Genomic DNA, 24,411 nt, shown 5'->3' with positions numbered 1-24,411 from the left:
ATTTTGACTAAAAAGAGGGCGGATTTTCACTAATCCGCCCGCAGGTTTTTAACCGGATTCATTAAGGCCGCCCGAATGCTTTGCCAGCTTACCGTGAGCAGGGCAATCCCGACGCTCAGTACGCCAATCAGCACAAATAAATCGACACCGATCCGGATGTGGTACGCAAATGTCTGTAGCCATTCATTCATGATGTACCAGGAGGGAAATGCGGCCACAACAAGGGCCAGAAGTACCAGGCCGACAAAATCCCGGGTTAGCAGGAAAAAAAGACTGCCAATAGATGCGCCCAGAACTTTCCGGATGGCGATTTCTTTGGTCCTTCGCTCCACGGAAAATGAAGCCAATCCCACCAGACCTAAACAGGATACGAGGATGGCGATCGCTGAAAACCAGTTGGCCAGTGTCCCAATCTGCAGCTCGTTATGATAAACCCGTTCGTATTCCTGATCGATAAACTGAAAGGCAAATGGAATACCGGGACGTAAAGTTTGATACGTATTTTCCAGTTGTCGAAGGACAGCACCCCGATTCTGCGGACTCAACCGGGCGAAGAAATAGTTGATGGAAGCGGTTTTGTACAGAATGACGGCGGGTTCGATGGTTTGATGCATCGAGGCAATGTGAAAATCTTTCACCACGCCAATTACCTGATACGCCTGATTGTTTACCCGAATACGCTGGCCCAGCGGTTTCTGGAAGTTCATTCGGCGGGCAGCCGCTTCGTTGATGAGTACGCCGGAACTATCCGTGCCAAATTGCGGTGAGAAAGTGCGGCCATACAGCAGGCGGATTTTTAACGTAGAAAGCAGGTCGTAGTCACCCGTAATCACGGCAAACATGGTCTTCCCGGAGGTTACCTGTTCCTGCCATTCGACGTAATTCCGGCCGAAAGTACCCTGAAAACTCGCGTTGGAACTGGAAAGGCCTTCAATCCCCGGAACGCTGCCCAACACCGCTTTGGCATGTTGGTAAGCCTGCGGCTCCGTCAGACCTTTGGCCCCAAAGCGAATCAGGTTGCCTTGCTGAAAGCCTGGATCGTGGTGGCGGATATAAGCAATCTGCTGATAAACAACACCGGTTCCGATGAGTAACATGCTGGCCGTCGTAAATTGAACAACGACTAACCCCTTGCGCAACCGGGCCGCTCCCCCCGTTGAACGATCTCGCAGACCTTTCAGCACCCGTACCGGCTGAAAAGCTGACAGCACGAAGGCCGGATAAATTCCCGACAACAACCCGGTTATTACTAATATGCCAATATAACTCAACCAATAGAGCGGATTCGTCCAATCGATGACGATCTGTTTTTGAAGCAGCTGGTTAAAAACAGGTAGCAGAATGATCAGGAGAAAAAGCGCCACCAACCCGGCAAAACCGGTCAGAAGCCATGATTCCCCCAGAAATTGCCCGATCAGCGCCCATTTTCCCGCACCAACAGCTTTCCGAACCCCTACTTCCTTCGCTCGCCCGGTTGCTCTGGCCGTTGAGAGGTTGATGAAGTTGATGGCGGCAATCAGCAGCACCAGCAAAACGACAATCGCAAACAAACGAACGTACGTGATTCGGCCGCCCCCCATGTTTTGCCCATTCTTGAAATTGCTGCGCAAATACCAGTCGTCCAGCTTATGGGGGAAATAAACCCAACCGGTCAGCCAGTCGGGTAAATGGCGTTTGGCCAGTGCCTGAAGTTGCAGCCTGAGTTGTTCAGGATCTAATTTAGGATCAACAACGGCAAACACATTGGCTTTGACTTCCAGCCAGGAATTCCGGGCTGAAGGTTCAGGTAAGGGTCGTAGGTAGTCAAATTGCAGGGACGAATTGCCCGGTATGTCGGCCAGCACGCCCGCGATTTTACAGTCAGTGGTTTGATCCAGCCGGATAATTTTTCCGATGGGATCAGTTGAACCAAAATATTTCCGGGCCAGTCGCTGGGTGATGACCAATGAATTAGGCGTCTGAAGAACAGTTGCCCGGTTTCCCTTCAGCAAAGGGAAATTGAAGATTTGTAAAAAAGCCTGATCAGCAGCCAGTCCGCTTTCTTCGCTGGTTAGCTCCTGATAGTGAAAAACCGCTTTTTGTTCCCAGGAGCAGCTTGCCTGCAGAACGCCGGGAATCTCTCGTTTCATGGCATCGGCCACCGGAGCCGCTACCCAGCCATAGGTCTGGGTTTGCTGCGCGTCCGACGAAATATTGAGCATCACCTTGATGATCCGGGCATGATTGGGATGAAACCGGTCAAAGCTCAGTTCATCATTGATCCATAACAGAAGTAACAGGCTCGTCGTCAGCCCAATGGCCAGTCCGGCAACGTTGAGCGCACTGTAAAGCCGTTGTTTGCGAACAAGCCGCCAGGCCATTTTGAAATTATTCAGCACCATAACTGAAACAGCAGAAAGAACCGGAAAACATTGGTTTCGTGGAAAGCGCCCAAATATAACTATTAAATTCGTTACAAAACTATTTAATTAGTTATCGCCGGAATCTAATATGTTAGCAGGCCATTCCTTTTCATAAATCAAAACCGGTGCTTACTTTGGGAACTCATCCGTTTGAAGTATCCATGAAGAAGCTAGTCACGATCGTTAGTGCGTTAATCATCATTGCAATTGTTTTTGGAAGCACCGCATCCATTCGCTACCATGCTGCCGAAAAGGCGGGTGTTCCTCCAAAAGCCATCACGACCGGGGCTGATCAGCCGGACCAATATGTGCCGTATTTAAAGGGCAAGCGGGTGGCCATCCTGGCCAATCAAACGTCCATTATCGGGAAGAAACACCTGGTTGACAGCCTGAAGACGCTGGGTGTCACCATTGTGAAGATATTCGGCCCCGAACACGGTTTTCGGGGAAAGGCCAGTGCCGGTACGCAAGTGGCCGACGAAACCGATAAAGCTACTGGCATACCGGTTATCTCCCTTTATGGTAAGAAAAACAAACCCTCGCCGGAAGACCTCGCCGATGTGGATCTGCTGCTGTATGACCTCCAGGATGTGGGTTGCCGGTTTTACACCAACATCAATGCGCTGGTCAGGCTGATGGAAGCGTGCCAGGAAAACAACAAGGAGCTGCTGATCCTCGACCGGCCTAACCCCAATGGTTACCTCATCGACGGCCCCATTCTGGACATGCAATATAAATCGGGTATCGGCATGTTTCCGATCCCGATCTCGCACGGGCTGACCGTCGCGGAGTTCGCCCAAATGGCCAATGGCGAAGGCTGGCTCAAGAATAAAGTTACCTGCAAGCTGAAGATTATCAAGGTTGCCAACTACGAGCACGACATGCCATACACGTTGCCTGTTCCTCCCTCGCCGAATCTGAACACCCAACAGGGCATCCTGCTCTATCCATCAACCTGTTTATTTGAAGGCACCTACCTTAACCACGGACGCGGCACCAACTTTCCCTTTACGGTAATCGGGAGTCCCGAGTTGAAGGGTCGTTATTCGTTCTCGTATACCCCGGTGAGTCTGCCGGGCATGGCCGAGACTCCCCTGTTTATGAATCAGGTGTGCTACGGCCTCGATCTTCGTACATACGACGTCAGCCAGTTGCGCAAGCGGAAGCAAATCAATATTCAATGGCTGATGGAGCTGTATAAGGCCCATCCGCAAAAAGAGAAGTTTTTCGAATCCAGTTTAAGCCGGGAAATGGGCGTTATCGAACGACTGATAGGCAACGGTTTATTCCGGAAACAAATCGTGGAAGGACGACCGGAGAAAGAAATCCGGGCCAGTTGGGAACCCGGATTGACGGCCTACAAGGTTATGCGGAAAAAGTACCTGCTTTATCGGTAGCCGTCTAGCTGCAAGGATGCCGTCCCGATGGGACGGTGGACGGTTTTGACGGGCATCAACAGGGCCTTAAAACTATTTTTCCCAACCTACTGCCGGTTTTGCGCGGAGTAAGTCGGGAAAAATGCGTGCTCTTTCGAATTCGTTTAGTTACAACGGCTGCAGTTCCAGATTTTTCCAGCGCACTTTAATACCGCCCCCGTCGTGGATTTGCAGGGCAATACCGCCTTCGCCTTTCCCAATGATTTCGTCGTTGAAATCCACCATCGACTGACCATTGAGCCAGGTCTGCACATGATCACCTTCGACCCGGATACGCAGTTTGTTCCACTGCTCCGGTTTCAGAATGTTTTCTTTTTCGTCGGGAATTTGCTTAAGCCAGTTCCGACCGTATGATTCGTAAATACCGCCCGTATCGTGGTTTGGGGGCGCCACTTCAACCTGCCAGCCTTTCACTTTGGTTCCTTCCACCGTCGACCGGAAAAAGACCCCGCTGTTGCCGTTGGCTTCCTGCTTAAACTCCAGCGATAGATCGAAATTCTTGTAAAACTTATCAGTCCCCAGATAACCGTATCCTTTGTCGGGGCCACTTTCGCAGACCAGCTCTCCGTCAGCCACATACCATTTTTCGGTACCGTAGATTTTCCAGCCCGTCAAATCTTTTCCGTTGAACAGTTTGATTTTTTTAGTTGGTGCCATAAAACCGGTGGCAACCGCAACCAGGAGAACTAATACGAGCAATTTTTCTTTCATGGGTTTATCAAAAAAGTAAGTTTAACAAAGGATTTGGTAGTTTTGTAACGTAATAGTAACCGTTCGTTCCGTTCAATAAACGACGCAACGGATTCGTTCTGAACAGTGTTCGGCATAAAGATAACAGGCGGAACCGTCTGTCCGACCTGATAAGGTACTTAATCTTACTTATTGATCGCTTTTACATGAAAAAAACGCTCTTCCTCCCTTTCCGTTCCCACACCCTGGTGCTGGCGGTTTTCGTTACCCTTTTTACGTTTACGACCAGTTGCGACAACGAAAAAGAAGACGCTCCCGCCCAGCCGAAAACCGCTGCCGATTATTTTTCCGAAAACAGCGACTTCAGCATTCTGAAAGCGGCCATGTTGCAGGCGGGTCAGCTCGATGCCTTCAAAAATCCGAACCTGACGGTTTTTGCGCCGAACGATGCCGCCTTCCGGGCTTCCGGCGTCACCGACGCCACCTCGCTGACGGCCCTGAGCAAAGAGCAACTGACCGGTATTCTGCAATACCACGTGTTAAAAGCCGCCGTCGCTTCGACCGGTTTTCCGATGGAAAAAAACAAAGCCGTCCAGACTTCATTAAGCATTAACAATCAGGCGGTTTTAGCGTACATCACAAACGGAACGAGCGGTTTATTTATCAACGGTGCGAAAGTGATCAAACCCGACGTACAGGTCGCCAACGGCGTCATCCACGTCATCGACCACATTCTGTTACCGCCCCCGCCCGGCAGTGGTGGCAGCCTGGTCGGCGTTGTTCAGGCGGATACCAGCCTGACGCTGCTGGGCGCGGCCGCTCTTCGGATTGCCGCCGTGAACCCCACGCTGGCGGGTGTGCTGACGGGCACTTCACCCTACACGACCTTTGCGCCGACGAACAGTGCGTTCCGCGCCTTGAAACTCAGCACGCCCGATACGATCAATAAAGTGCCGGTGGCCACACTCACCGCCATTCTGGCTAACCACGTGGTGTCGGGGCGTTTGTATTCCAACGATCTGACCACGGGCGATGTAACGGCGTACAGTACCGGCAAACTGACCGTCAATTCGTCCGGCAGTGCGGTTACCGTGAAAAGCAGCGGCATTGCGTCGCCAGCCACGGTAACACGCGCCAACGTAACGGCAACCAACGGCGTTGTTCACAAGATCGACAAGGTGCTGTTGTAAACCGGTCGCCTTATGTTTTCGAAAATTCTGATGGGACTGCTGGTTTTTATTGTTGTCGCGGTGGTGGTCATCCTGACCATTGGGTACCTGATTTCGGCCCCCGGCTACAAAGGTCCGGTGAGCGATCATTTCGACGGCAAGCAATTTCATAATTACAACGGCGTACAGGCGAAAGGACTCAAGGAAGCCCTCGAATGGATGCTGTCGGGTCGGGATAAAACACCGTGGCCCGCTTTCCGGAACGAACCACCCGGCCCACCCCCACCCGGCCGCGTGGCGGGTGCTGAGGTTCGTGTTACGTTCGTGAATCACTCGACGGTTTTACTGCAATTCGACAGCCTGAACGTGATGACCGACCCGGTTTGGTACAAGCGCACCAGTCCTTTTCAGTGGGCGGGTCCGGCGCGGAACCGGCCGCCCGGCATCCGCTTCGACGACATTCCCAAAATCGACATTCTGCTGCTGAGCCATAACCATTGGGATCACCTGGACATTGAAACCGTCAAGAAACTCTGCCAGCGCGATCAGCCGCAGGTGTATTGCCCGCTGGGAGTAAAAGCTTTTCTGGAAGAACAAGGTTGTCAGCGGGTGACGGAAATGGACTGGAACCATTCTCTCGCTTACAACGACAGCACTACGATCCACTGCGTTCCGGCGCAGCATTTTTCCGGGCGCGGCATGTTCGACCGGGATGCGACGCTCTGGTGCGGTTTTCTGATCGACAGCAAAGCGGCCGGAAAATTGTATTTTGTCGGGGATACGGGCTATGGCACCTTCTTCAAAAAAATCGGTGAACAATTCGGCTCCATCCGGCTTGCGCTGATCCCGATCGGGGCTTTCCGCCCGGCCTGGTTCATGTCGCCCATTCACTGTTCGCCCGCGCAGGCCGTTCAGATTCACGAAGATATCCGCTCGCAACACAGCGTTGCCATCCATTACGGCACCTTTCCGCTGGCCGACGACGGCGAACACGAACCGGTCGATGAATTACGGAAAGCTTTAAAAGACAAGCCCCAGTTCGCCGATCGTTTTTGGACATTACGGGAAGGCGAAGGCAAATTGATCCCATAATTTTGTCGACTATTGCAACGCTTTCTCCGGCGATGGGGTCATTAGAAATAGTACACCTTATCAACTTCTTATCTATTTAATGGCGAGCATGAATTCCAAACTTCTGAGTACAGTTATTGCCTTATTAATCGTTGCAGGGCTGACTTCCTGTCTGAACAAAGATCTCACCGATCCGAGTGCGGGGCAGGCGGCTTTGAACGATCAGCAAATTAAAGATTACCTCACGGCCAACCAGTTACAGGATAAAGTAACGGCCTCGGCTTCGGGATTGTACTACATCATTACCGGCAGTTCAGTAACCGGCCGATCTGCAATAGGTGGCGACGAGCTGGAGTTTACGTATAAACTATCGTATATCGATGCTATCACGAAACAGGCGGTTTTGGTCGACAGCGCCAACGCCACCAAATCCGCCTATATTCCTTTCCTGCCCGGCGTCGTTGTTCAGGGTTTGGAGGAAGGTTTTCTGCTCCTGAAAGAAGGCCAGAGCGGGCGGTTTTTTATGCCATCCAGCATTGGATTTGGCAATGACACCCGGAGTAATAAAATGCCGGAATACAGTGCCGTCATCTTCGATGTCACGCTGAAACGCTCCCGGACGGAAAAAGAGCAAATGGACGATTACGCTGCCATTAAAAATTTGCCCGCTCCAATCGATACCGCAAACAGCATCCGTGTGTATCGGACAACGGCGGGAACCGGTTCGACCATCGCTGCCGGAAATACCGTTACCGTGGCCTATACAGCTAATTCACTGCGCGGAACAACTCCTTTTGATAAAAGTGATTCCCTAACCTTCGTTGCCGGGTCCGGCCAATATATTGAAGGTTTTAGTACGGGTATTACCCGGTTAAAAGTAGGAGACAAAGCGTTGCTGGTGTTTCCATCCGTACGCGGTTACGGCGTCCAGGGCAGTTACGATCAGTCGAAAGGCTACTACGTCGTTCCACCTTACACCCCGCTGGCTTTTGAAATAACCGTCAAATCGGTTAAAAAATAAATAAGGTTTAAGAGATTGTCCAAAAATAGTAAATCATGTTTTCTATGTTGCCCCCAACCCCCTAAAGGGGGCTTAACTATCCGGATCTGATAGCCCCCTTTAGGGGGTTGGGGGCAACGCGAAAGAAGGGAAATTATAAAGTTTAGACAGTCACTAATAGTTCACGGTTTTTGGTTTAGGATTGGCTGACACGCGCTAAATAAAGAACGCGTCAGCCAATCCTAAACCAAAACCGTAAACTATAAACTATTTTTTTGCCTCCACCGCCAGCAAATACAACCGCATGGATTCGCCGGTGGTGGCAATCCACTGGTCGTAGGCTTCAATGGCCGCAAGCCGGTCTTCTTCCGAAACATAACCGTCTTTTACCAGCTGCGGTCCGCGAAGTTCGGCGACTTCGGACCAGATGCGACTCGCCGTGGCAAAAGTCGGTTCGCTCTTCACGCTGATTTCAAACTGCGGTTCAACCGTTATTTTCTCAAAACCGAGTTTCAGGAACTGGTCTTTCAAATGGTCGGCAATCGCATTGTCGAAACCGGCTTCCTCCCGCCATTTCAGAAACGCGCCGTAGAACTTCTTCATAGCCTCGGGTGGCTCCGGCGTCCATTCCACTTTTTCATGATTGTAGTCCAGCACCGCCAGAAAACCGCCCGGTTTTACCAGTTTCGCCATGCGGGCCAGTGCTTCTTCCGGTTTCGCCAGCCACTGTAAAACCCGCGCACAGGTAACAATATCGAACTGTTCGGTGGTTTCAAAACCGTAAATATCCGCTTGTTGAAAATCCAGTTGTGGCAGGGCTTCGGAATGCTGCCGTGCCTGAGCAATCAGGTTTCCGCTGGGGTCGATGCCCAGCACGCGCCCCTCCGCTCCCACCAGCTCGGCAATACCGCGCGTAATGGCGCCGGAACCACAACCGACGTCGAGCACCGACAGCCCCGGTTTCAGGTGTTTCAGCAAATTACGGTTTCCATTTTCAACGGTTCTGCGTTCCAGAATCGGATTGGCAGCTTTTGGCATTTCGGCCCGGGTGGTGGCGGTTTGGTCTGACATAGCCCGAAAATAAATAGCGATAAGTACATTATACGTATTAACAGTTAAAATACAAAATAATATTTGATTATTACAATAAAACGGGTTATCTTCATCTACACCATTCACAAATACGATCATGAAAAAGCTTCTGATTTTATGCATCGTCATGGTTGGCCCGATTTTTTCTGCCTGGGGGCAGAACGACCAGGTGGCCATCAAAACCGTTCTCTACAACGAAACGGAAGGTTTCTTTAAACGGGACAAGGAAAAATGGGCAGATTGTTGGGCGCATGTCCCTTACATTTATTTTGCCGCGAATCTGTACGGAGGAGATTTTACCCTCATCAAAGGCTGGGATAATCTGGAGAAGCAGTTTAAAAGTCAGTTTTCCACCGCCCGGCCCGCCGACAGCGTTTCCATTATGAACACCAATTATGAGATTCACATCAATGGAAAAATGGCTTTTGTCTGGTACGATCAGATGCTGATTGACAGCCACGGAAAAACTACTTCCAAAGAATCGCGGGTAGTCGAAAAGATTGGCGGGAAATGGAAGATCATCCACGTCTGCGCACTCACCAATCTAAACGCCATGACGACGGTTCAGGCCAGCAAATAGACTCAAAATCCAAATCGAAAAAACTTCCCGACGGATCGCGTTGTTATTCAGTTGTCGGTGACTATTTTGCCCGGCATCCGATCATGAGCAACGCAGCAAACACGACTCAAAACGAATCGTTTCACGATATAATCCGGGGTGACAAACCCGTGCTGGTCGACTTTTACGCCGACTGGTGCGGGCCCTGTAAAGTATTGGCTCCTACACTAAAGCAACTCGCCGAACGAACGGGTGATAAACTACGGATCATCAAAGTAGACGTCGATAAAAGCCGCTGGGCTTCCAGTACGTACCAGATTCAGAGCGTGCCGACGATGATTTTATTTCATAAGGGAAAAGTGGTCTGGCGACAATCGGGCGTGCTGCCGCTTCAGAAACTCGAAGCGATGGTTCGGCAGGTAACGGGCTAAACGGGTCTGCCCGCCGGTCCGTGGGTACGTGTACGCTTAAACGTGATGGCAATTCCCAGCAGAATAATGATTCCGCCGAGGATCATTTGGGGCGTTATTTTTTCGTCGATAAACGCCCAGGCGATTAAACCGGTCACAACCGCCTGACTGAGCAAACTCAACGAAACCCGCTGCGCGTCGATCTTCTGCAACGCATGACTGACCGAAAACCAGCCCAGCAGTTGACAAATCAGGGCCTGAATAATCAAAGAACCCCAGATTCGGGGTTCAAATCCCCACAGCGGTTCGCCCAGAACCAGGCACAAAACCACCAGAAAAAGGCTGGAAACCGTCATGCTGCAAGCCATAAAATTCAGGATCGGCACCTTCTTCAAAACCGTTTTGCTCACGACGATGTAAGCGGCATAAAACAGACCGGACAACACGGCGAAGAAAAAACCGCTGTCGAATTTCATCTGAATGAACATTTCGATGCCCATCAACAACACCAGCCCAATAACCGCCAGGGCCGTTCCGAGCCAGAAGTAGCGGTTTGGTTTTTCGGGAAAAAACAAAAACGTAGCGATTCCCACCCAAATGGGCGACAGGTTCGTCAACAAACTGGCCTGCGTAGCGGTCGAGTAGTGGATCGACAGGTTCCAGACGGCGATATCGGACGCAAAAAATACCCCACAAAGCACAATCGGTTTCCAGTAACGAAGTGTTTCGGGCTGCCATTTTTTACGGATAACGACGTAAGGCCAGATGAGTACGGTAGCGATACTCATGCGGTAAAATGCGTCGCTGATGCCGGAAATGGGCGTCGATTTGACCAGAACCGGGAAGATACTGATGCACAGAACGCCGATGAATAAACTTAGGCGGGAAGACATAAACAAAGGTAGCCATCCGATTTGTTCTGTCAATGTCTGCCCGGCGAAAACCGGTCAAACCGCTTGAAAAGCCATGAAAACCGTCCGCCCAAAAACCCATTCTGATGAGCCTTGTCGCAGCAAAAACCGCATACCATCGGCGGCTGCGATCGCTGTCTGGGTGTGCTAACCATCGACGGTAATACCGTCACCCACAATCCGGCGTATTACATCGTTGCCTCCGCGTCCAAATTTGTCCGGCCCGGTTCCGTCCGGATTGCGTCCAGTCTTGCGCCGAATCTCCCGAATGTCGCCTTCAAAACGCCGGGCGCTGATAGTTCTGAACGAGCCGGCGGGTTCGGTGAGAAGGTACGTCTGGTAAGTTACGACTTCCGACCTTCTTTCTCGGATCGCCCGTTTATCAATATCGAAAAGGGCCAGAACATGGCGGACACAATGGCTTTATTCCAATTGGGTTTGCCTGGAGCTGCCAGCGCTTTTCCGCAATAATAAAGCAATACAACTCCTGTTATCAACCAGGCTATTTCCATACTGTTTTCGAGTAAATATGCCTACTTATTGTCAGAATATTCGTATACAACACCCCTTCCGGCAACCGACGGTAAACTAAAGAGCAGCCAGTAACTCCAGGTTGCTGGCTGCATCGATTCAAAAGCACCGAATACTTACCTTTTCAGCGTATAACTGCTTATTTGTTATAAGGTTTAAGAATACTGTGGCCCTCCGTTGCGAGGATTTTTGCTGACTTTGTACGAACTACCCAATAGATCTGCTGGTGCTGGTGTTTAACGACTGAGTAGTCTTTCTTGCCGTTTCGGAATAGTCGATTACACTCTTTTATGGCATCAATCTGGTTAAAATACTGCTTTTGCTGCGATTCATGCAAAGCATTGGCAAGTCGCCTTAAACGGAGGTAAGAGCGAATGGATTCAATCATAGTTATTTTTACCTGTTTAATACACGTTAGAGTACTTATACTTACAAAAATACTTAAACAATATAAATGCCAATACTGAACAAAATACCATAAATGGTAACATCCGTCAACCAAATGGCAATTTTGTAGAATCCCTTGCAAAAAATGAAAAAGCGGCTCCGGCGTTTTGCGTGCCAATAATGTAAACCGGCTTAACATTTAGCGCGCTCCGGTGGTTTATAGTCCACACGATAAACCAGTCACATGAAAAATCTAAGTGAGCTTTCGTTTGAAGAGATCCAGAAAATGTACGATTATGCCCTCAATCTGGCCGCATCTTACGTAAAAGATGCCGAGAAGCACTACAAAGCCGATGAAACGGAACGAGGGGATCAGTTTATAGCCGCCGACAAGGAATGGACGGAATACGCCCGATTGCTGGATCTGGAACTGCAAAACCGCATCAAGTCAGTCCTTAGCCTGCAAACCACTCATTCACAGCCTTATATTTAACGTTTAAAGTTTATGATTTTGGGGTTGTATGACAAACCTTAAACTTTAAAACCTATATTCAAAAAAGAAAAGGGACTAAAGGCTAATTGGCTAAAAATCAAAGACGTAGTCTTCCATGCTTTTCTTTTGGCTAAGATTTAGAACTTCCCTTGCTGAGAACCGCCCCCCCACCCCCTAAAGGGGGCTTCTCGATCTGGATGCAAAAGCCCGCATTAGGGGTGGGGGCGATTTAGACAGTGTTTGTTACTATTCTCTCTTTAACCATAGGCTGTTTTCAATGCCGGATGTGCGGGTTAGAAAACTGCGGATTGTTGACAAAAACCGTATCCGTTAGCAGGTGCAGAAAAGCGAGCAAATCGGTTTTTTCGGTAGGTGTTAAGCCAAGGCCACCCGCCTGAGCCGGAACCAGTTCGCGGCTCAGCGTGGGGCTGGCCTGAACGTGGTCGCTGTAGTGATCGAGAACGGCCGCCAGCGTGGCAAACCGGCCGTCGTGCATGTAGGGCGCGGTCAGCGCAATGTTGCGCAGGGTCGGCACCCGAAACCGGCCGTGATCTAGATCCAGGCCCGTTACTTCCTGCCGCCCCGGATCAATGGCTTTCAAATCGAGACCATTGTTGTGAAATAACTCCTGCATCAGTTTGGGACCGCCGTGGCAGTGCGCGCAATTGCCACCCCGGATTCCGCGCCCGGAATTCGGGGCCGCCGAAAACAACCGCAATCCGCGTTCTTCCGCAGCCGTCAAGACATATTTTCCGGCCAGAAACCGGTCGTAGGGCGAATCGGCAGAAATCAACGTTCGTTCAAACTGGGCAATGGCTTTGGCAATCCGGGCATCGGTGATGGTATCCGTGCCAAACACGCGCCGGAAAAGCGCAGGATACGCAGCGGTTTTCTGCAACCATTGGGCGGCCTCACCCGGTTTCAACCCCATTTCGTCGGCGTGTTGGAGCGGCACCAGTGTCTGTTCTTCCAGACTATTCGAGCGACCATCCCAGAACAGTTGCCGAACCCACAACAGATTCACCAGCGACATCGAATTCCGGCGCGTCAGTTTCCCGCTCACGCCCACGCTATGGACCAGGCCGTCGGTAAAAGCCCGCGACTGCTGGTGGCAACTGGCGCAGGAAACCGTTCCGGTGGCCGACAAACGCGGTTCATAGAACAAAAGCCGCCCCAGATAAACGCCTTCCTGCGTCATGGGATTGTCGACCGGAATGTTGAAACGTCCGCCGAACGAAGCCGGATAGCGCAATTCATACGGACCGGTCGGAACCGGGTCGTCAGCGGGTTGGAAAGCCACCAGAGCAACCAGCGCCACGCATCCGAAAAGAACAAACCGACTGATAGTCATCCTTTTATTTCGCAAACCGCACTTCGATACTTTTCACTTCGCGCACCCAGCGGGCCGGTTTTTTCTCGCCGGGAACCACAATCCGGTACGGCCCGACACCCGACGGCAACGGCGATCCATCGACGCTGTCGGCCAGAATAATGGTTCGGGTAGCAAAATCGGTATCCAGTTCGGGCAACGCATACAGCGTTTCGTAGCCATCGATGGCTTTCACGACGACATACTTCATCAGGTTTTCGCCCCGCAACTCCCCGCCCATCGTGGCACCCGCCAGTTTGAGCAGATCGGCCAGCGGCACACCCACATATTTGTGTTCTTTGCCGTCGCGGTCTTTGCCCGTTACTTCGGTATGCGGCAGGGCTTTCAGATCGGCAGCCTGGAGCGTCAGCGGTTTCGTGACTTCTCCGGAAATGGTAATCTGGCCAAAACCGGTACCGGCTGCCAGACAAAACGCACCAATCAGAACAAACGAGGCCCAATGCGCCGGGCGAAACAGGAAGTTAAATCGGGTCATGGTCGGTATTATAAGTTGGTCAGCAGAAGATTTACGAAATACGTACGGCCCGGTTCGGGAAAGCCTTCGGCGAGGGCATAGTTCTGATCAAAGATATTATTTATTCCGCCTTCAAGGCTCACGAAACGCACAATCCGCACCGACGCTTTGGCGTATGCCACCACAAAACTTTTCGCCTTTGTGCCGTAACTGGTGCTGTACCGATCCGAATTGTATTCGACATTGGCCAGCAAGGTGGCCCGGCGGAGCAACTGAGCCTGCGCAAAAACCAGCACTTTATTGTCAGGAACATCAATAAACTTCAGGTCGGGATTGCTCCGATTCTGGCGGTGAATGTACGAATACTGCACCCCGGTTTGCAGGGCGGAACCGATCGGCACCCTGACCGACAAATCTCCGCCGTAGAACTCGGCCCGGCCGGTATTCTGAAACTGATAAACGTTGGGCTGGACGTTATTGACCTGCTGGATAGCGTCGGTCAGCTTGCTGTAAAAAAGGCTGCCCTGCAGCGTCAGGTTCCGACCCGGTTTGCCCAGATTGAACTGATCGGCATAAGCCGCTTCGAAATGCAGCGCCGACTCGGCTTTCAGGTCCGAATTCGGAATGGCAGCACCCAAGCGGTACGAATACCGGTCTTTGATCGTGGCAAAGCGGGTTTTACGCGCAACGGTGAAGCTCAGTTGCCGATCGGCGGTTGGGGTATAAAATAATCCGGCCTGTGCGTTCAGAGCGGAGCTGTTGTTACCGGCAAAAGGCCTGATGATGCGGGTCGTGCTTTCGTAATTTTCCGCCCGCAGGCTCTGGCGTGAATTGTAGCTGATGCCCGGCACCAGCGAGAGTTGACTGGTCAGCCGAAACACGTCCTCCATTCCCAGCGAATACGTCTGATCGATGAACGTCCGAACCGGTTCGCCCTGGTTGTTTTCGCGGTGACGATCCTGTTTGTAGTGAAACGACGCTTTCAGGTTATGTCTTTCGGCCAAACGGTTACCGTATTCGAGCGAACCACCTTTGGTGTCATCGTTGTAATAACTATTGAAGGAAGAGCCCTTTTTCTGCGTCGTATACGTGTTGTCGTCGAAAGAGCTCAGGAGGTTTTTAAACTTGTCGTAAAACAACCGGACTTTCAGGTAACTACTAGTTGTCAGGGCCGTACGGGAAATGAAATACCAGCTTTCCTTGTCCCAGTTGGGCCACTGCCAAAACCGGGGCGTCTGCTTCATATCGTCGCCCGCGTAGGGCGGTGTTCCTTTTGTTCCTTTCTGGTTGACGTAACTGAGGGTGTATTCGTCGGTGGCGTTGGGCGTAAAACCGACTTTCAGGCTGTATTTCCGGTCATTGCGGTACGCATTCTGCCGGTCACCGCCGTCTTCCTGGGTATGTTTCACAAATTTGTCCGACAAGGGAAACGTTTCCTGTTTCAACTGCGAAGCCGACGCCTGGAAGTAAAATTTCCCCAGATTCGTCCCAACGTTCAGGTTGTAGCGGTGGCCCTGACCGCTCATCAACCCGCCACGTCCTTCAAATTCAAACCGCTTCCGGGGTCGGCGCGACACCAGATTGATGGCGCCCCCCATCGTATTGGGTCCGTAAGTAACCGACGAAAACCCTTTGGCAACATTAACTTCAGCCAGGTCGAAAGTCGTAAACCGCCCCAGATCCACGTAGCCATCGTAGGGAACATACACCGGAATGCCGTCGATGAAAACCGGCACCTGCCGCAAATCAAAACCGCGCACGTACACCATCGATTCGTTGCGCGCCCCCATCGTCGACAAATTGACGCCGGGCAGCAGATTGAGCGCCCGGCCCACATCGAGCCGGTTGAACAACTCCATCCGGCCGCTCTGGACGGTATTGGCCGAGTCGAGACTCCGGCGACCCAAAACCGTTACTTCGCCCAAACTGAAAACCCGGCTTGAGTCAACAGGGGTGGACTGTTGCGCAAAAGCCGGTTGGAAAAGGATTAAACTGAGTGCAATTTTTCCGAGTAAGGAAGCGTAACGATCTTTCATTCAGAACGGTTTGTCTGGTTAGGCGTTATATCCAAGCAAATATAACGCTTTTACCGACTGAATGACGCCGTACCGGATAATTCAACCCTCAGCGCACGAAGTGGAGGGCCAGCATCACCACATGGAGCAACACGTTAACGGTGAAAAGCCGGATACAAAACCGCACGGACAACAGGCCCAGATTAGACACCAACACGCCAAAAAAGGCCACCACCGCGATTCCGGCGAAGATATCACTGTAACCGAAATCGAAATACTGGAAAACCAGCAGGGAAACCGGGGTGATGATGCAGCTCTGAATGATCAGCATGGCGACCATCATCGTAAACCGGTAATCGCCGGTCTCGAGCAGCTTAACCGCGTTATTATATTGAGTACGCCAGCTCAGATTGTGGTTCTGTTCAGCAGCGGTATTAGCGGGCAAAGTGAGTTTCGTGTTCATCGTCCTAAGAATTATTGATGACACAAAATTGGGTGGGAAAAGACGCCGGATGGATGACCGGGATTAGTCCGGTAACTGATTTTAGTTGGGTCGGCAACTGACGAATGTCATGGAAAAACGACGGCCCAACCGGCAACTTTACGGAAAATCTGGAAACGATGGAACCGTTGAAGAATCCAATTGCCGATTTGCCGTTATTGAATCAATGTCATACCGAAAACCAGCGCTGGAGCGTCACGCTGACGAGCTATGAACAGGAAGTTGACCAGTTGCTGGTGCTGCTGAACGATGTGCTCGAGCAGTATAATCACCAGAATCTGCGGCAGCGCGCCATCGATTATAGCCAGCGCCTGAACCGGCTGAAAGTCTGGTTTCACCGCCTGCGGGCCGACCTGCTTTGTGAAGGTTCGGGCGGTTTCGCCGGGTGTCAGAAGTGCGGAAAACCGCATTTGAGTCTATATTCGGCTATTTCACTGCAGATTGCCGGCCTTTCCGACGAGTTTACCCATCTCAAAACGGGTTGTTACCAGTTTTTGTCGGTCCTGGTGCAGTTGAATTTGTTGTAAAACCGGGTTGTTGGGGCAAAACCGCTGGTGCTGTCGGCTACACGAGGCAGCGTCAGGCAACCGACCGATCGAAATACTTTTGAATGGAAAGAAGGTGGGATGCCACCGGGGCCGGAAGTTGGTGCGCGGGATTAGCGCCCTGGCCAGGTCTGAAGAAGATTGGCAATCGCGCTGGCTCCGCAGCTCCAGCGCGATTGATCACTGTTTGGCGGGTTACATTTTGCTGCCTGCCAGTTCACTTAATTTGCAGAGCGAGCCGAGCGTTTGAGCCAGACTGTATTTCGCGACGGCGACGAACGTGCTTCTTTTCTTGCTGTAATCGTACATATCTTTCTTCCACGCCTTAAAATTATAGCCGTTCAACTGGTCAAAAATCAGGGAGATATTGTGGCTGGCGGCTACCGTTGTGTGCCAGATTCCGTTCGGAATAAAAATGGTTTCACCCGGTTTTAAAATAATACTTAATGGCGTTGCTTCCTTATACCGGGGATATTTTTCATAATCCGGTTTCATGATATTAATTGGGGAAATAAAGCTGGCGTTTTCCGGATAAAGCAAGTCTTCCTGATCGCGGGGAAACACGACAAATTTCTTTTCGCCATATAACTGCGTGATCCAGGCATTGGTGTGGTACATGTCTTTGTGCAGCGAATATTGGTTACCCGGCCCGCCAATAAACAGGTGAATGCTATTCCCGAATTTGCCATATGGCATGAATTTACTTCGGAACCAGTTCGGAAAAGCGTAGTTCATATGAATGGGCTCAACCATCGGCAAAAGCTCCGGTAATTGCAGCGGAATTTCAAATAAAATGGGATAAGGCGCCGGGTTTTCTAACGTACTCTTTTCAGTCACGTCCAGAATTTCATTCATCGAATATTCTTTCCCTTTATACGTTGTTTTATGGTTGCCAAAATGCGTTCTGAAAAATGCCGGATCGAACTGCTGGCTGGATTTCCAGGCCGATGACGCATTCTTAAAAACGACTGGTATACCGGGCTTGAGATAGTTTTCTATAAACTGATCATAGGTGATTGAATCTAATTTTTCTATCTGTTGCATGACCGGACAATTTTTATGTTTTCGATTATGTAAGGGTTCTAATTCGTATTAGTTAAATTTATAACCTGCTATTTCTCTGGCTTTAAAGAGCAGTCCGATCAGTGTTGCATATCCATATTGTAAAATACCTTTTATCCTCCCCCGCTTTATCCCGTAATCGTAGATATCTTTTTTCCAGGCATGAAAGTTATTCCGGCTTAGTTGTTCTACTACGATGGAGATATTGTGCCCCGGAGCCACCGTTGTATGCCAGATTCCGTTCGGGATATAAATGGTTTCTCCGGCTTTTAAAACCACACTTAAAGGTGTTGCATGCCGATACTTCGGGTATTTTTCGTAGTCCGGTTTTAAATAATTGATTGGCGAGCGGGTGCCTTTGTTTTCCGGATAAAGCAAGTCTTCCTGATCGCGCGGAAAGGCGATAAACTTCTTCTCGCCGTACAACTGCGTGACCCAGGCATCGGTATGAAACAGATCCTTGTGCAAAACATACTGATTTCCGATTCCGCCGATGTACATCTGCATGTCGTTCCCAAACCGGCTTTTGGGTATCAACTTGCTTCGGAACCAGTTCGGAAACGCATAATTCATGTGAATCGGGTTCAGCATGGACAGGAATTCCGGCAATTGCGTTCGCAATTCAAACCCCATCGGATACGGCGCCGGGTTTTCCAGTGTGCTTTTTTCGGTAATGTCCAATACCTCACTCATGGTGTAGGTCTTGTCTTTGTGCGTCGTCGTATAAGTACCGAAATGCTTTTTAAAAAAAGCAGGATCAAACGGTTCCTTGACGTTCCAGCTGGAAAAAGCCTTTTTAAAAACCACCGGCTTTCCGGGTTTTACGTAGTTTTCAACAAATTCTTTGTAGCTGATCGAACCTATTCTTTCTATCTCTAATTCTTCTTTTTCCAGCTGTTGCATCATTTAAAAGAGTTAGGGTTACCGGCGGTTAAATTCTTTTGGGATAGCGCGAAGTTCCGATGATTAACATCGTATTTACGAATAAATACGATGTTAATCCCGTTCAGGTAGATGTAATCAGAAATACGTAGATTTTAGCAATTATCGAGAGCTTCCTGCAGAATACGGGCGAACTCTTTGTCGTTTGGTGGAGTGAATAAATTAACGTGATCGCCCGGAACTTCGTGAATATCGATACCTTTTAACGCGAATGGTTTCCAGCCTAAAAACTCAAAATCCGCTTTATACGCCAGTTGTTTTTTGGCCCGGAACAAGGTTATCTTGATATCCTGCGGCACCAGGCGGTAGTTGCGGGCAGCGATAATATTCGTTTCGTTCACCTTATAATAATTCCCATGAAATACTTTCATGTAATCTTCATTATACCGAATCCGGCGGTATAACTGATTTGTCCGGCGTTTGATCGAATCAACTTTGGTTCGGATCGTCTCGCCCGGATACTTTTTCAGGAGTGTAAGAATGTATAACCGCTCTTTGACCAGGGTGGCTGAATCATTCCATAAACGGATTGGCCAGGGATCATAAAAATTGGACTGATCGGCGTACGAATCGAACATCGCCAGCATTTTTACTTCCTTTCCTTTTTCCTTTAACTGTTTGCTCATTTCGTAGGCAATAATACCCCCGAACGAATAACCGGCCAGGGCATAAGGCCCGTCCGGATTTTTAGCCATGATCGCATCGATGTAATAAGCGGCAATGGCTTCAATGCTATCCAGCGGCTCATCATCGCTATTGATTCCCTTCGCCTGGAGACCATAAACCGGTTGATCGGCGTCCATATTGATCGCCAGCGTATTGAATAACAAGACATGCAAACCCGCACCATGCACGATATAAAGCGGAATTTTAGTGCCCTGTGGTTTGATCGGAACCAGCGAATCCCAGGTGACCGACCGCCCGTTCATGTGCAGAATCGACGCCAGCTTTTCGATCGTCGGGTATTCAAATAACATGGACAACGGCAGCCGTTTACCGGTTTTTTTCTCCAGCCGCGTCATGACCTGAACCGCAATCAGTGAGTGGCCGCCCAGCTCAAAGAAATTGTCGAACACGCTTATTTTTTCCAGCCGCAGACACTCTTTCCAGATGTCGGCCACCAGCTTTTCGATATCCGTCCGCGGAGCCATAAAACCGGTCCGGTTTTCGACACCGTCGAGCATCGGATCAGGCAACGCCTTTTTGTCAATTTTTCCGTTCGGCGTTAACGGCAGTTTGGCCAGAACGACAAAATTGTTGGGAACCATGTAGTCCGGCAGGTTTTTCCGGATCTGCTGCTTCCAGACCTGCACCTGTTCCTGCGGAACGACGACGTTGTGTTTGAACGGATTGCGGGCAAAATCGTTGAGCGAATGCCCTTCCAGCACGATGGAAGCGGGTTGGGCCGGAATGCGGTTTTTGAGCTCCGCCGGAATAAAGACAACGTCCAGCCGGTTATCGGAGCCGTCGCCCGCCCAGCGAACGTAGGTCGAAAAATGATGTTTGCCGCCGGTCGACCACAGAATGGCCGGATCGACATGGGCGGGAATGGCAGTCATTTTTTCCTTCGCTTCCACCAGCAGTGCCTCGTTGCGCAACCCGTCGATTACCTGCAGCAGCGTATGATCTTCGGCGGTGCGGCTGTTGAACACGTTCCGGAGCTGCAAAACCGTCTGCGGGTTTTCCGAAAGACTCTTTTCCAGGCGTTCGATCGTATAATCCGGCGTCCAGTCGACAACGGTTTCGGCCACGGCCACGGCGGGCGGATTGCCGACGTAAAGCCAGATGTCGTAGTGGTGTTTGGTCGTTTCGTTCAGGAATTTTCCTTCGCGAAGCTGAATATCCACCGCCGAAATAGCCGGGATAAGTTGCGGTAAAAGATAGAAATAAGCCGGGTCGGCCATCAACTCATCTTCAATGAAAACCCGCCGGTCGACAATCTTTTTAAAGTCGGCAACGGTGTTTTCCGCCGACGAACGGGGAAACTGATCGAAGGTGTGGTGTATCCGCAGCGTACTTTTTCCCTGCATATCACCGATGAAAATACACCCGCCCTGCGCCACGGATTTCACCGCCTGTTCGATTACCCGCAGCAAATAAGCCGTATCGGCGAAGTACTGGGCCACGCTGTGGATCAGCACGAGGTCTAAAGAACCCGCCGGAACCGCACTGAAATCGTCGGCCGTACCCACGGCGGTTTTCACATTCCGCCACTTGGCCGAATTCAACGCCAGCTTTTCCCGCAGGTTGTCGATGGCTGTCGGGGAATAATCCGTACCGATGTAAAGCGATGCGTCGGGCGCCAGTTCAAATAGCAACTGACCCGCCCCGCAACCGACTTCCATGATCCGCTTCGGGCTCAATTTCCGAATTCGCCGAATCGATTGCTGAACCCAGTCTTCAATCTCTTCTTTGACGTCTTTCTTCCCGCTTAACTGCTCGGCAATGGCGATTTCGAGGTTTTGCTCCTCCGGTTTCAGGCCGCTTTCGTGCTTGACACCCATCGTGTAAATCATGTCCCAGCGATCCTGCCAGCTCGGCGCTTTATCGTTGGTTGTCAGCGCTTCGGGAACAACGTAAGCCACCAGCACCTGATCGCCAGCCTTGGTTTCGTGCGCAATGACGGCGGTTTCCTTCACTTCCCGGATCGTGCTGATCACATTTTCGATTTCCCCCAGCTCGATCCGGTGACCCCGGATTTTCACCTGCTGATCGATGCGCCCCAGGCACTGGATTTCGCCGGTTTCCAGAAATTTACCCAGATCACCGGTTCGGTACATGACGCTTTCCGGCACGTTGGCAAACGGATCTCTCAAAAACCGCTCGCTCGTCAACTCCGGACGATTCAGGTAGCCACGGGCTACGCCATCACCGGCGATGTAAATTTCGCCCACCGATCCGACGGCTACGGGTTTGAGGAATTCGTCCAGAATATAAACCTGCGTATTGTTGATCGGACGGCCAATCGTGATGACTTCCGACTTGTTCAGCTTCTTAATCGTCGACCAGACCGTGGTTTCCGTCGGGCCGTACATGTTCCACAATTCCGCGCACCGGGCGATCAGTTTTTCGGCCAGATCGTTCGAAATAGCTTCACCTCCGCAGAGCGCTTTCAGCGGCAGCGGTTTGTCCCAACCGGCGTCAAGCAGCATCCGCCAGGTCGAGGGCGTTGCCTGCAGGATACTGACTTTTTCCGCTTTTACCAGATCGAGCAACGTACGGCCGTCGCGCGTAACGGTCGGATCGGCCAGCAAAACCGTGGCCCCGGCAACAAGCGGCAAATACAATTCCAGCCCCGCGATGTCGAACGAAATCGTCGTTACCGCCAGCAGAATGTCGTTTTTGCCGATACCGGGCGCCTGCTGCATGCTCCACAGGAAATTGACCAGGTTGCGGTGCTCAATCAAAACGCCTTTCGGTTTCCCCGTCGAACCGGAGGTATACAGTACATAGGCCAGGTCATCACCCGAAACCGCCCGGGCCGGGTCTTCCTTCGGATGGGCTTTCGACTCCGCCAGCGCATCCTCGATCAAGAGTTCAGTCGCCTGGCTTTTCAACCGTCCCTGGTATTTTCGGGCGGTGATCAGCATCCGGGCCGAGGAGTCGGCCAGCATGAACGTCACCCGTTCCTGCGGATAATCCGGGTCGAGCGGTAAATAAGCTGCTCCGGCTTTCAAAACCGCCAGCAACGTAATTAGCATGTTCGGCGAACGATCCAGCGCAATCCCGATCACATCTCCTTTCGCTATTCCTTTCTGAATCAGGTGGTGCGCCAGTTGGTTAGCGGTTTCGTTCAAAACCTGGTAACTGGTTTCCTGTTTGTTAAACCGCAGGGCGGTTTTGTTGGGATAGCTGGCGGCACTTTGAGCAATTAAATCGTGTAAGGGCGTGTGATTCGGGTAGTCGACTTCGGTGTCATTCCATTGGGTTAATTGTTCTTTCAAACTAGTTTCCGACATAAATTTGATCTCACTAATAACAATAGATGGATAGGCAACAATGGTTTTCAGGAGATTGGCAAACTCGGTCATCATCCGGTCAATTGTCTCAGCTTTAAACAATTGCGTATTATATGACCATTCAATGGTTAACGCTTTTTCGGATCCGGTGGCGTTGAAAAACAACTCAAAGTTTTCGTATTCTTTGGGATGGCTGATTAATTGGTGAGTAAGACCCTGAAAATGAACGCCATCGTTCATTCCCATGTCGATATTGAAAACAACCGGAACCAGCGCCACCCGCGACGTATCCCGCGGAATGTTCAGTTTCCTCACCAGGTTGCCGAACGTCAGGCGCTGGTGGTCATAAGCATCAAAAACCGCCTGCCGACAGGTCTTCAAAAAGTCGGTAAACGTTTGTTGCGGATCGAGGTGGCTCCGCAGGGGCAGCAGGTTGACGCAATGCCCCACCAACCGATTGTTGCCCGTTACGGATTGCCCGGCGGTGGGTAAGCCGACAATGATATCTTCCTGGCCGGATACGCGGTGCAGCAGGACTTCAAAAGCGGCCAACAGCGTCGTCACAAAGCTGCATCCGGCTTTTAACCCCATTTTTTTAACCGACAGAACGAACTCGCTGTCCAGCGGATAATCAAGGCGCTTGCTGGCAAAGGTACGCTGGGCGGGGCGCGGGAAATCGGTGGGCAGGTCAAAAACCGGTACGGCGTCGCTGAATTTACGCATCCAGAAATTTTCCGTCTGCTGGTATTCGTCACTGTTCGAAAATCGGTGCTGATCCTCCGCGTATTGCCCGTACGAAGGCGCATCCGGCAGCCTGGCCGGAATGCCCTGCACCCGGGCCGAATATAGCGCGCTCAGATCGAGCAGCATCGCGCCCATCGACCAGCCGTCGCGCGTGCTGTGGTGGGTGGTTAAAATCAGGCGGTGCTCCTGGCCGGCGGTTTTGAAGATAGCCGCCCGGAATAACGGGCCGTTCAACAGATCAAAGATGTGAACGGTTTCCTGCTTAAGATACCCGTCAATCAATCTGTCTTTCTCTGCGGCCGTTTTTTCCGAAATATCCTGATAGGCAACCGGTATAGATAGTTCTTTAAAGATGCAAAGGTATTCGCCGTTGGCACTGAAAACCATCCGCAACGCTTCGTGCCGGGCAACCAGTGTCTGAATGGCCTGCTCCATAGCCTCCCGATCAAAGGAGCCCTGAAACAGCAGTGAGTTCAGCAGATTATATGACCGGGTAGCGTTGTCACCACCCAGCAGGCAAGCCGTCCAGATTTCCTTTTGTGGCTCCGTCGACGGTGCAACCCGCACAATTTCAGGTCCGGCAAAAGGGTCAAATTTAACAGCCATTACGTTAGGGACAGGTATAGTTACAGACATAAAGATAACTA

General features: G+C 51.0%; 19 protein-coding genes and 1 pseudogene. 9 read left to right on the top strand and 11 right to left on the bottom strand.

The genetic code is table 11. The annotated features are described in order from the left end of the window. Nucleotides 1–29: 29 nt before the first annotated feature. Nucleotides 30–2,381 carry an ABC transporter permease gene (locus GJJ30_RS05575; RefSeq protein WP_154174015.1) on the bottom strand — a complete coding sequence of 784 codons (2,352 nt, stop codon included), beginning with the start codon at nt 2,379–2,381 and terminating at the stop codon, nt 30–32. 182 nt (nt 2,382–2,563) lie between these two features. On the opposite strand from GJJ30_RS05575, the gene GJJ30_RS05570 reads away from it, so the two are divergent. After that, on the top strand, nt 2,564–3,799 hold the full coding sequence (locus tag GJJ30_RS05570; protein ID WP_154174013.1) for an exo-beta-N-acetylmuramidase NamZ family protein: 1,236 nt from the start codon (nt 2,564–2,566) through the stop codon (nt 3,797–3,799). Between the two features lie 147 nt (nt 3,800–3,946). Here GJJ30_RS05570 and GJJ30_RS05565 read toward each other — a convergent pair whose 3' ends face one another. After that, entirely contained in the window at nt 3,947–4,549 is a 603-nt protein-coding gene (locus GJJ30_RS05565; protein WP_154174011.1) for a 3-keto-disaccharide hydrolase, read from the bottom strand. Nucleotides 4,550–4,734: 185 nt separating this feature from the next. Here GJJ30_RS05565 and GJJ30_RS05560 point away from each other — a divergent pair, with 185 nt between their 5' ends. The 3 genes from GJJ30_RS05560 (at nt 4,735) to GJJ30_RS05550 (ending at nt 7,789) form a co-directional block, all read left to right on the top strand. Then, nucleotides 4,735–5,718 (top strand): fasciclin domain-containing protein, encoded by a 984-nt coding sequence (locus GJJ30_RS05560; RefSeq protein ID WP_154174009.1) that lies wholly within the window; start codon nt 4,735–4,737, stop codon nt 5,716–5,718. 12 nt (nt 5,719–5,730) lie between these two features. Further along, the gene (locus GJJ30_RS05555) at nt 5,731–6,789 is read left to right on the top strand and encodes an MBL fold metallo-hydrolase (RefSeq protein ID WP_154174007.1); all 1,059 of its coding nucleotides are present in this window, start codon (nt 5,731–5,733) and stop codon (nt 6,787–6,789) included. An 88-nt stretch (nt 6,790–6,877) separates the two neighbouring features. Further along, nucleotides 6,878–7,789 (top strand): FKBP-type peptidyl-prolyl cis-trans isomerase, encoded by a 912-nt coding sequence (locus GJJ30_RS05550; RefSeq protein ID WP_170299133.1) that lies wholly within the window; start codon nt 6,878–6,880, stop codon nt 7,787–7,789. 246 nt (nt 7,790–8,035) lie between these two features. Here the strand turns inward: GJJ30_RS05550 and GJJ30_RS05545 are convergent, their stop codons facing one another. Then, a complete protein-coding gene (locus GJJ30_RS05545) occupies nt 8,036–8,839 on the bottom strand; it encodes a methyltransferase domain-containing protein (RefSeq protein WP_154174003.1) in 804 nt (267 codons plus the stop codon). Nucleotides 8,840–8,957: 118 nt separating this feature from the next. On the opposite strand from GJJ30_RS05545, the gene GJJ30_RS05540 reads away from it, so the two are divergent. Beyond that, entirely contained in the window at nt 8,958–9,440 is a 483-nt protein-coding gene (locus GJJ30_RS05540) for a Cif family virulence factor (protein ID WP_154174001.1), read from the top strand. An 83-nt stretch (nt 9,441–9,523) separates the two neighbouring features. Continuing rightward, nucleotides 9,524–9,850 (top strand): thioredoxin, encoded by a 327-nt coding sequence (gene trxA / locus GJJ30_RS05535; protein WP_154173999.1) that lies wholly within the window; start codon nt 9,524–9,526, stop codon nt 9,848–9,850. On the opposite strand, the gene GJJ30_RS05530 is transcribed toward trxA, so the two are convergent. Further along, nucleotides 9,847–10,722, bottom strand: coding sequence for a DMT family transporter (locus GJJ30_RS05530; RefSeq protein ID WP_154173997.1), 876 nt, complete (start codon nt 10,720–10,722; stop codon nt 9,847–9,849). The two genes, trxA and GJJ30_RS05530, sit on opposite strands and share 4 nt — an antisense overlap. Before the next feature lie 117 nt (nt 10,723–10,839). On the opposite strand from GJJ30_RS05530, the pseudogene GJJ30_RS05525 reads away from it, so the two are divergent. Together GJJ30_RS05525 and GJJ30_RS05520 are read left to right on the top strand one after the other, a co-directional pair. Beyond that, nucleotides 10,840–11,028, top strand: a pseudogene (locus GJJ30_RS05525) (glucosylceramidase); the annotation flags it as partial. An 874-nt stretch (nt 11,029–11,902) separates the two neighbouring features. Continuing rightward, nucleotides 11,903–12,151, top strand: coding sequence for a hypothetical protein (locus GJJ30_RS05520; protein ID WP_154173995.1), 249 nt, complete (start codon nt 11,903–11,905; stop codon nt 12,149–12,151). A gap of 274 nt (nt 12,152–12,425) precedes the next feature. Here the strand turns inward: GJJ30_RS05520 and GJJ30_RS05515 are convergent, their stop codons facing one another. From GJJ30_RS05515 to GJJ30_RS05500, 4 genes are all read right to left on the bottom strand, one after another. Next, nucleotides 12,426–13,502 carry a cytochrome c peroxidase gene (locus GJJ30_RS05515; RefSeq protein ID WP_154173993.1) on the bottom strand — a complete coding sequence of 359 codons (1,077 nt, stop codon included), beginning with the start codon at nt 13,500–13,502 and terminating at the stop codon, nt 12,426–12,428. A 4-nt stretch (nt 13,503–13,506) separates the two neighbouring features. After that, nucleotides 13,507–14,016 carry a molybdopterin-dependent oxidoreductase gene (locus GJJ30_RS05510; protein ID WP_154173991.1) on the bottom strand — a complete coding sequence of 170 codons (510 nt, stop codon included), beginning with the start codon at nt 14,014–14,016 and terminating at the stop codon, nt 13,507–13,509. An 8-nt stretch (nt 14,017–14,024) separates the two neighbouring features. Continuing rightward, nucleotides 14,025–16,031, bottom strand: a complete 2,007-nt coding sequence (locus GJJ30_RS05505) for a TonB-dependent receptor plug domain-containing protein (RefSeq protein ID WP_154173989.1) — start codon at nt 16,029–16,031, stop codon at nt 14,025–14,027. Nucleotides 16,032–16,119: 88 nt separating this feature from the next. Further along, complete coding sequence (locus GJJ30_RS05500) at nt 16,120–16,473, bottom strand: hypothetical protein (RefSeq protein ID WP_154173987.1); 354 nt, start codon at nt 16,471–16,473, stop codon at nt 16,120–16,122. A gap of 104 nt (nt 16,474–16,577) precedes the next feature. Between GJJ30_RS05500 and GJJ30_RS05495 the strand changes: the two genes are divergently transcribed. Next, complete coding sequence (locus GJJ30_RS05495; RefSeq protein WP_154173985.1) at nt 16,578–17,039, top strand: hypothetical protein; 462 nt, start codon at nt 16,578–16,580, stop codon at nt 17,037–17,039. A 213-nt stretch (nt 17,040–17,252) separates the two neighbouring features. Here GJJ30_RS05495 and GJJ30_RS05490 read toward each other — a convergent pair whose 3' ends face one another. The 3 genes from GJJ30_RS05490 to GJJ30_RS05480 form a co-directional block, all read right to left on the bottom strand. Further along, a complete protein-coding gene (locus GJJ30_RS05490) occupies nt 17,253–18,101 on the bottom strand; it encodes a cupin-like domain-containing protein (protein WP_154173983.1) in 849 nt (282 codons plus the stop codon). Nucleotides 18,102–18,149: 48 nt separating this feature from the next. Further along, nucleotides 18,150–19,025, bottom strand: a complete 876-nt coding sequence (locus tag GJJ30_RS05485) for a cupin-like domain-containing protein (protein WP_154173981.1) — start codon at nt 19,023–19,025, stop codon at nt 18,150–18,152. A 131-nt stretch (nt 19,026–19,156) separates the two neighbouring features. Further along, the gene (locus GJJ30_RS05480) at nt 19,157–24,370 is read right to left on the bottom strand and encodes a non-ribosomal peptide synthetase (RefSeq protein WP_170299132.1); all 5,214 of its coding nucleotides are present in this window, start codon (nt 24,368–24,370) and stop codon (nt 19,157–19,159) included. Between the last annotated feature and the right edge of the window lie 41 nt (nt 24,371–24,411).

The organism is Larkinella terrae, assembly GCF_009668025.1.
In the GTDB taxonomy this organism is placed as follows: Bacteria; Bacteroidota; Bacteroidia; order Cytophagales; family Spirosomataceae; genus Larkinella; species Larkinella terrae.
Note: the sequence above shows the minus strand (reverse complement) of the source record. Positions and strands in the feature narration are given on the sequence as shown.

What these genes read in the sequence shown, in the direction of transcription:
- GJJ30_RS05550 (WP_170299133.1), top strand. Translation starts at nt 6,878, where the DNA reads ATGAATTCCAAACTTCTGAGTACAGTTATTGCCTTATTAATCGTTGCA.
- trxA (WP_154173999.1), top strand. Translation starts at nt 9,524, where the DNA reads ATGAGCAACGCAGCAAACACGACTCAAAACGAATCGTTTCACGATATA.
- GJJ30_RS05500 (WP_154173987.1), bottom strand. Translation starts at nt 16,473, where the DNA reads ATGAACACGAAACTCACTTTGCCCGCTAATACCGCTGCTGAACAGAAC.
- GJJ30_RS05510 (WP_154173991.1), bottom strand. Translation starts at nt 14,016, where the DNA reads ATGACCCGATTTAACTTCCTGTTTCGCCCGGCGCATTGGGCCTCGTTT.
- GJJ30_RS05490 (WP_154173983.1), bottom strand. Translation starts at nt 18,101, where the DNA reads ATGCAACAGATAGAAAAATTAGATTCAATCACCTATGATCAGTTTATA.
- GJJ30_RS05575 (WP_154174015.1), bottom strand. Translation starts at nt 2,381, where the DNA reads ATGGTGCTGAATAATTTCAAAATGGCCTGGCGGCTTGTTCGCAAACAA.
- GJJ30_RS05520 (WP_154173995.1), top strand. Translation starts at nt 11,903, where the DNA reads ATGAAAAATCTAAGTGAGCTTTCGTTTGAAGAGATCCAGAAAATGTAC.
- GJJ30_RS05480 (WP_170299132.1), bottom strand. Translation starts at nt 24,370, where the DNA reads ATGGCTGTTAAATTTGACCCTTTTGCCGGACCTGAAATTGTGCGGGTT.
- GJJ30_RS05570 (WP_154174013.1), top strand. Translation starts at nt 2,564, where the DNA reads ATGAAGAAGCTAGTCACGATCGTTAGTGCGTTAATCATCATTGCAATT.
- GJJ30_RS05545 (WP_154174003.1), bottom strand. Translation starts at nt 8,839, where the DNA reads ATGTCAGACCAAACCGCCACCACCCGGGCCGAAATGCCAAAAGCTGCC.
- GJJ30_RS05495 (WP_154173985.1), top strand. Translation starts at nt 16,578, where the DNA reads ATGTCATGGAAAAACGACGGCCCAACCGGCAACTTTACGGAAAATCTG.
- GJJ30_RS05515 (WP_154173993.1), bottom strand. Translation starts at nt 13,502, where the DNA reads ATGACTATCAGTCGGTTTGTTCTTTTCGGATGCGTGGCGCTGGTTGCT.
- GJJ30_RS05530 (WP_154173997.1), bottom strand. Translation starts at nt 10,722, where the DNA reads ATGTCTTCCCGCCTAAGTTTATTCATCGGCGTTCTGTGCATCAGTATC.
- GJJ30_RS05555 (WP_154174007.1), top strand. Translation starts at nt 5,731, where the DNA reads ATGTTTTCGAAAATTCTGATGGGACTGCTGGTTTTTATTGTTGTCGCG.
- GJJ30_RS05560 (WP_154174009.1), top strand. Translation starts at nt 4,735, where the DNA reads ATGAAAAAAACGCTCTTCCTCCCTTTCCGTTCCCACACCCTGGTGCTG.
- GJJ30_RS05485 (WP_154173981.1), bottom strand. Translation starts at nt 19,025, where the DNA reads ATGATGCAACAGCTGGAAAAAGAAGAATTAGAGATAGAAAGAATAGGT.
- GJJ30_RS05565 (WP_154174011.1), bottom strand. Translation starts at nt 4,549, where the DNA reads ATGAAAGAAAAATTGCTCGTATTAGTTCTCCTGGTTGCGGTTGCCACC.
- GJJ30_RS05505 (WP_154173989.1), bottom strand. Translation starts at nt 16,031, where the DNA reads ATGAAAGATCGTTACGCTTCCTTACTCGGAAAAATTGCACTCAGTTTA.
- GJJ30_RS05540 (WP_154174001.1), top strand. Translation starts at nt 8,958, where the DNA reads ATGAAAAAGCTTCTGATTTTATGCATCGTCATGGTTGGCCCGATTTTT.